Consider the following 6,133-nt stretch of genomic DNA (forward strand, 5'->3'; position numbering starts at 1 on the left):
CGGCGGAACGGCCTCCTGTTGGACGACCCGCGCTTGCGCGAGGTCGCGCTGGTGACGGGCGCCGATGTGCCGGTCTGTCTGGCCTCGCGCGCCTGCGATATGACCGGCGTCGGTGAGACCTTGCTGCCGTTGAATGTGCCGGAGCTGCCCTGCGTGTTGGTCAACCCGCGCGTCGGCGTCGCGACCAAGGATGTGTTTGCCGCGCTCGGCTTGCGCAACGGTGAGCTTCTGGTCGGTATCGCGGATCTGATCCAGGCCCCTGCCTGGCCTGAGGCCGGCGCATCGATTGCCGACTGGGTCCGGACGCTCTCGCTGGTCGGCAATGATCTCGAGGCGCCCGCGAGACGCGTTCAGCCGGTCATCGGCGAGGTGCTGGCGGCGCTGCGCGCAAGCGACGGCGCGCAGCTGACGCGGATGTCCGGTTCGGGCGCCACCTGCTTTGCGCTGTTCTCGAGCCCCGCTCATGCGCAACGCGCCGCGCAACAGATCGAGGCCCAGCATCCCGGATGGTGGGTGCATGCGGGGACGTTGAGCTAGCCGTCGTTACCCGCACGTGGAGTCGTAGCAGACCGTAGCACCCATCAAAGCGTCGTCCCGGCGAACGCCGGGCCCATGACCCCAGGCGGTCATTTCGGGCACGCTGGGCCGACGTCGGATGTCAACAACGAAAGCCTGTGGTTATAGGTCCCGGCGTTCGCCGGGACGACGATGGTTGAGCTACGTTTCCAGTTGGAGGAGGAGAGTCGTTCGCGTGCCGACCGATCTTTGGTCGTCGCGAATGGTGGCACGGCGCAAGCGCGCCTTGCCCACTTTGCATGCTACCTTTCAATTCGCGAGCGGCCGTCGCGTCAGCGCCAGCGATACGCCAAGTCCGGCAATGAACAGCCCGGAACCTTGCCGCAGGCGCTGCGTGAGGCCTGGCCTGCCCACAAGTCTCGCGCGCGTTGCCGCGACAATGAGGACCACGATGAGGTCGGCAGAGCTGTTCAGCGCGACCGAGATCAGGCCGAGCATGACGAATTGCAGCGCTGGATTGGGTGCCGCCGGATTGAGGAATTGCGGGATGAACGCCAGGAAGAATGCCGCGGTCTTGGGATTCAGCGCCTCGACGGCTGCGCCCTGCCAAAATGCCCGCCTGGCGCCGACATCGTCTGTTTGCACCGAGGGGACATGGCCGGCATCGCGAAATGTCTTGATGCCAAGCCAGATCAGATAGAGCGCGCCTGCAAATTTGAGTGCGGCAAAAAGCTGTGCGCTGGCAAGCACCAGAGCCGAGACGCCGACGCCGCCCGCGATCACATGGACCAGCCCGCCGAGCGCCGTTCCCGATGTGGACGCGATCCCGGCGGCGCGGCCGCCCGACAGCGTCCGTGCCGCCACGTAAAAAATGCCAGCACCGGGAACTGCCGCAATGATCAGCGCGGCAGCAAGAAACAGCGAAAAGCTCGCAGCCCCGATCGCGCCGACAGCGCTCAATGCGATCGCGCCAGGCAGAACGCGACGACCTGCTCCAGCGCCGTCTTCATGGCGGAGGCTGGAAACAGCGCCAGCGCGTCGACTGCCATCGCGCCGTAATGCTGGGCGCGATTGATCGTGTCTTCGAGCGCGCGATGCTTGCTCATCAGGCCGATCGCATGATCGAGGTCGCTGTCGCTGATGTCGCCGCGCTCCAGCGCTTTGACCCAGAACGCGCGCTCGGAGTCGCTGCCGCGGCGGAACGCCAGCACCACCGGCAGGGTGATCTTGCCCTCGCGGAAATCGTCGCCGACATTCTTGCCAAGCTTGGCCGACTTGCCGCCGTAGTCCAGCACGTCGTCGACCAGCTGGAACGCGATGCCGAGATTCATGCCGACCGAGCGGCATGCGGTCTGCTCGGCCTTCGGCCGGTTGGCGAGCACGGGGCCGACCTCGCAGGCGGCGGCGAACAGCTCGGCGGTCTTGCCACGGATCACGGCGAGATATTCGTCCTCGGTGGTCGCGGTATTCTTGGCGGCGGCAAGCTGCATCACCTCACCCTCGGCGATGGTCGCGGCCGCGGCGGAGAGAATGTCGAGCGCGCGCAGCGAGCCGACCTCGACCATCATGCGGAACGCCTGTCCGAGCAGGAAGTCGCCGACCAGGACGCTCGCCTCGTTGCCCCACAACATCCGCGCCGACAGCTTGCCGCGCCTGAGCTCGCTTTCGTCGACCACGTCGTCATGCAGCAGCGTCGCGGTATGCATGAACTCCACCGCCGCTGCGAGCTTGATATGGCCGTCACCGGTATAGCCGGTGAGGCCGGCCATCGCCAGCGTCAGCATCGGGCGCAGCCGCTTGCCGCCCGACGAAATCAGGTGGTTGGCGACCTCGGGGATCATGGTCACTTCGGAGCCGGTTCGCGCCAGGATGGCGGCGTTGACACGCTCCATGTCGGCGGCGACGAGAGCGACCAGCGCCTCGATGGACGCCCCCGAAGGGCTCTCGAAGGGTACAATAACCGCCACGCCGGTCTCCGAATTTGCTATCCTCAGGGGAGACAATAGAAAGTGCGGCGCGATGCGGCAAGGGCATGATGACTGACAACATCGTGCGGGTTTGGCGCCAGAGGAGCGACGAATTGCGGGAATTAGTTCGGACCAACGATATTGTGCTGGTTTCGGCGGTCGGCGCGCTGCTCGATGGCGCCGATATCGATCATCTGGTGCTGGACCAGAACATGAGCGTGATCGAGGGGTCACTCGGCATCCTGCCGCGGCGAATTCTGGTCCATGACGACGATGTCAGAGCGGCGCGGCGGCTCTTGACCGACGCCGGCCTTTCTCACGAACTGCGGCCCGATGAGTGATCGCCTGATCGATTCCGATACCACGGAGGATGCGTTTCTTGGCGGTCAACTGCGGCTGCTTCAACCGCGATCCGGCCACCGCGTCGGCCACGACGCCGTGCTGCTGGCCGGTGCCACGCCGGCACGCCCCGGTCATCGCGTGGTGGAATTCGGCGCCGGCGTCGGCGCCGCCGGGCTTGCGGTCGCAAGCCGCGTCGGTGCGATCGATCTGGTGTTGATCGAGATCAATGAGCGGCTGGCGGCGCTGGCGCGCGCCAACGCCCGCGCCAACGCGATTGCAGCCGATGTCGTGGTGCTGGATGTGGCGGCTGCCGCCGATGCCTTTGCCGCCAAGGGGCTATTGCCCGACAGCGTCGATGTCGTCCTGATGAATCCGCCGTTCAACGATGCTGCACGGCATCGCGCCTCACCCGACAAGGAGCGTCTGTGCGCGCATATGGCGAATCCCCTGACGCTGGAGCGCTGGCTCCACGCCGGCAGGCGGATCCTCAAATCAGGCGGCGTGCTGGCTTTGATCTGGCGCGCCGACGGCATCTCGGAGGTGCTGGCGGCACTGGCGCGCGGCTTCGGCAGTCTGTCGATCCTGCCGGTCCATGGCGAGCCGACAAGGCCTGCCATCCGCGTGCTGGTTCGCGCCGTCAAGGGCGGCAGGGCGCCGACCAGGCTGGAACCGCCGCTGATGCTCAATGACGAGTCGGCGGAGCCAAAGCAACTGGCCGCAGAAATACCGGCAGGCCCCGGCTTGCCGTTCGCGAAACCATGAGAAGTTGCTATTGCGGCATCCGCTCGGAACTTTGTTTTCCAACAGAGGTGAGCCGAACAGCGGTCAGGATGGTACCGATGAGCAGCATGAGCAGATATATTTTCATGTTTTTCTCCGCTGCAGCCCTGCAGCCAAGCAACGCCTGGGACGTAGACGGCGTTCCCTTCGCTTGCTGACACTAGCGGTATAAATAGTGGTTAATTCGAGGAACCTGAATGGCTGAAAAATTAAATGGTCGCACTGGATGGCCGGCGCTGATCGACCGCTGCGCGGAATGGCTTCCTGCGCGTTTCCGCCGCGGAACCGCCGTGGTGCCCGTGGTCCGGCTGTCCGGCGTGATCGGCGCGGTGACGCCGCTACGGCCCGGCATGACGCTCGCCGCCATCGCCAGGACACTGGAGCGGGCGTTTGCGACCCGGAATGCCAAGGCGGTGGCGCTCCTGATCAATTCGCCCGGCGGATCTCCGGTTCAGTCGCGCCAGATCTACTTGCGGATTCGCCAGCTCGCCGAGGAAAAAAATCTGCCGGTACTGGTTTTCGTCGAGGACGTCGCGGCCTCCGGCGGCTACATGCTGGCCTGCGCGGGCGACGAGATCTTCTGCGATCCGTCCTCGATTCTCGGTTCGATCGGCGTGGTCGGCGGCTCCTTCGGGCTCACCGAGTTGATCAGGAAGGTCGGCGTGGAGCGCAGGCTTTATACCGCGGGCGAGCACAAGGCGATGCTCGATCCGTTCCTCCCGGAGGACCCCGACGATGTGGCGCGATTGAAGGCGATCCAGCGCGAGATCCACACGATCTTCATTGCGCTGGTGAAGAAAAGCCGCGGCGCGCGGCTGAAGGGCGCCGAAGATGTGCTGTTCACCGGCGAATACTGGGCGGGCGAGACCTCGGTTTCGCTCGGCCTGGCGGACGGTATCGGCGATCTGCGCTCGACGCTGCGCGCCCGCTATGGTGAAAAAGTCCTGACCCCCGTGATCGCGCCGGCGACCGGGCTGTTGTCCGGGCTGTTCGGCCGACGGTCGGCGGGCGCGGGGATGCTGGCCTCGCTGGAGGGCCTGCCTGAGGACGTGATCTCGGCGCTGGAAAGTCGGGCGATTTGGGCCAGATTCGGCTTCTAGAGCCTGGTCCGCGGCCGATGGCTCGCGTCGACGCAGCGCGCCGTTTTGCCGCGAAACGGCGATTGCGGTTGGACTCGTGTTGCGCGACAATGGCGCTCAAGGGGGCGTGGACATGAACAAGGATCGACCTATGCCGCCGTTCGTCGCATTCGCGGGTGCCCTGGGTGGCCTTGCCGTGGTCCGGTGGGCCTATAAGACGGCCGTCAGGATCAACCAGGAGCTGGAAGAGGCGCGCCTCGCCCGGCTCGCCGAAGCCACCCGATCGCACGACATTCCGACGCTGCGCCGCGACCCCGTCACCGGCGCCTACCGGCCGGGCTGACGAGAGCCGCCGGATCTTCGTACGCTTTGGCGGTACTTGGCGCCGTCGTTCGCTTGATTCCAGTCTCCGCCGCCGATACGGTCCCGCGCGCTTTTCACCCGCTCGCGAGACGCCTCCCGACGATGGATTCACTTGCCGCCCACATGCGCCCGGAGCGCTCGTTCCAGGGTTTCATCCTCGCTCTGCAGCGGTTCTGGGCCGATCAGGGCTGCGTGATCCTGCAGCCTTACGACATGGAAATGGGGGCGGGCACCTTCCATCCGGCGACCACCTTGCGCGCGCTCGGGCCAAAACCCTGGAATGCGGCCTACGTGCAGCCCTCGCGCCGGCCGAAGGATGGCCGCTACGGCGAGAACCCCAACCGGCTGCAGCACTACTACCAGTTCCAGGTGATCATGAAGCCGTCGCCGCCGAATCTCCAGGAGCTCTATCTGAGCTCGCTCGCCGCGATCGGCATCGATTCGCGTCTGCATGACATCCGCTTCGTCGAGGACGACTGGGAAAGCCCGACGCTCGGCGCCTGGGGCCTGGGCTGGGAATGCTGGTGCGACGGCATGGAGGTGTCGCAGTTCACCTACTTCCAGCAGGTCGCGGGCGTCGAATGCGCGCCGGTCGCGGGCGAACTGACTTACGGCCTCGAACGACTGGCGATGTATGTGCAGGGCGTCGATCGCGTCTACGATCTCAACTTCAACGGCCGCGACGGCGCCGAGCGCGTCAGCTATGGCGACGTGTTCCTGCAGGCCGAACAGGAATATTCCCGGCACAATTTCGAACATGCCGACACCGCGATGCTGTTCGAGCAGTTCAGGATGGCGGAGGAGGCCTGCAGGAAATATCTCGCGGCCGGCTGGGCCGCTGGCCACAACCAGAAGAAACATCTGATGGCGCTGCCGGCCTATGACCAGTGCATCAAGGCAAGCCACGTCTTCAACCTGCTCGACGCGCGCGGCGTGATCTCGGTGACCGAGCGGCAGAGCTACATCCTGCGCGTCCGCGAGCTCGCCAAAGCCTGCGGCGAAGCCTGGATGCACACCGAAGCGGGCGGGGTTTCGTGAGGAAAGCGGTTTTGAATTTGGATCTCGCAGCGAGCGCCGTTCTTCTCC

General features: G+C 65.5%; 7 protein-coding genes and 1 pseudogene. 6 read left to right on the top strand and 2 right to left on the bottom strand.

Features of this window, described 5'->3' with window-relative positions; all coding sequences use genetic code 11:
• Positions 1–537 (top strand): annotated as a pseudogene (locus WCB02_RS22920) (4-(cytidine 5'-diphospho)-2-C-methyl-D-erythritol kinase); the annotation flags it as partial.
• Between the two features lie 288 nt (positions 538–825).
• Here WCB02_RS22920 and WCB02_RS22925 read toward each other — a convergent pair.
• Together WCB02_RS22925 and WCB02_RS22930 are read right to left on the bottom strand one after the other, a co-directional pair.
• Positions 826–1,476 carry a LysE family translocator gene (locus WCB02_RS22925; protein ID WP_423961703.1) on the bottom strand — a complete coding sequence of 217 codons (651 nt, stop codon included), beginning with the start codon at positions 1,474–1,476 and terminating at the stop codon, positions 826–828.
• A complete protein-coding gene (locus WCB02_RS22930; protein WP_423961705.1) occupies positions 1,473–2,483 on the bottom strand; it encodes a polyprenyl synthetase family protein in 1,011 nt (336 codons plus the stop codon). The genes WCB02_RS22925 and WCB02_RS22930 overlap by 4 nt, the downstream gene beginning before the upstream one ends.
• A gap of 113 nt (positions 2,484–2,596) precedes the next feature.
• Here WCB02_RS22930 and WCB02_RS22935 point away from each other — a divergent pair, with 113 nt between their 5' ends.
• From WCB02_RS22935 to WCB02_RS22955, 5 genes are all read left to right on the top strand, one after another.
• Complete coding sequence (locus WCB02_RS22935) at positions 2,597–2,824, top strand: DUF2007 domain-containing protein (RefSeq protein WP_423961713.1); 228 nt, start codon at positions 2,597–2,599, stop codon at positions 2,822–2,824.
• Positions 2,817–3,587 carry a tRNA1(Val) (adenine(37)-N6)-methyltransferase gene (locus WCB02_RS22940; RefSeq protein WP_423961707.1) on the top strand — a complete coding sequence of 257 codons (771 nt, stop codon included), beginning with the start codon at positions 2,817–2,819 and terminating at the stop codon, positions 3,585–3,587. Before WCB02_RS22935 ends, WCB02_RS22940 begins: the two co-directional genes overlap by 8 nt.
• A gap of 215 nt (positions 3,588–3,802) precedes the next feature.
• Positions 3,803–4,705 (top strand): S49 family peptidase, encoded by a 903-nt coding sequence (locus tag WCB02_RS22945; protein ID WP_423961709.1) that lies wholly within the window; start codon positions 3,803–3,805, stop codon positions 4,703–4,705.
• A 130-nt stretch (positions 4,706–4,835) separates the two neighbouring features.
• Positions 4,836–5,027, top strand: a complete 192-nt coding sequence (locus tag WCB02_RS22950) for a hypothetical protein (RefSeq protein ID WP_423961716.1) — start codon at positions 4,836–4,838, stop codon at positions 5,025–5,027.
• A gap of 122 nt (positions 5,028–5,149) precedes the next feature.
• Entirely contained in the window at positions 5,150–6,085 is a 936-nt protein-coding gene (locus tag WCB02_RS22955; RefSeq protein ID WP_423961711.1) for a glycine--tRNA ligase subunit alpha, read from the top strand.
• The last annotated feature ends 48 nt before the right edge of the window (positions 6,086–6,133 follow it).

This window comes from Bradyrhizobium sp., assembly GCF_049581145.1.
Classification (GTDB): Bacteria; Pseudomonadota; Alphaproteobacteria; order Rhizobiales; family Xanthobacteraceae; genus Bradyrhizobium.

What these genes read in the sequence shown, in the direction of transcription:
- WCB02_RS22940 (WP_423961707.1), top strand. Translation starts at nt 2,817, where the DNA reads ATGAGTGATCGCCTGATCGATTCCGATACCACGGAGGATGCGTTTCTT.
- WCB02_RS22945 (WP_423961709.1), top strand. Translation starts at nt 3,803, where the DNA reads ATGGCTGAAAAATTAAATGGTCGCACTGGATGGCCGGCGCTGATCGAC.
- WCB02_RS22950 (WP_423961716.1), top strand. Translation starts at nt 4,836, where the DNA reads ATGCCGCCGTTCGTCGCATTCGCGGGTGCCCTGGGTGGCCTTGCCGTG.
- WCB02_RS22955 (WP_423961711.1), top strand. Translation starts at nt 5,150, where the DNA reads ATGGATTCACTTGCCGCCCACATGCGCCCGGAGCGCTCGTTCCAGGGT.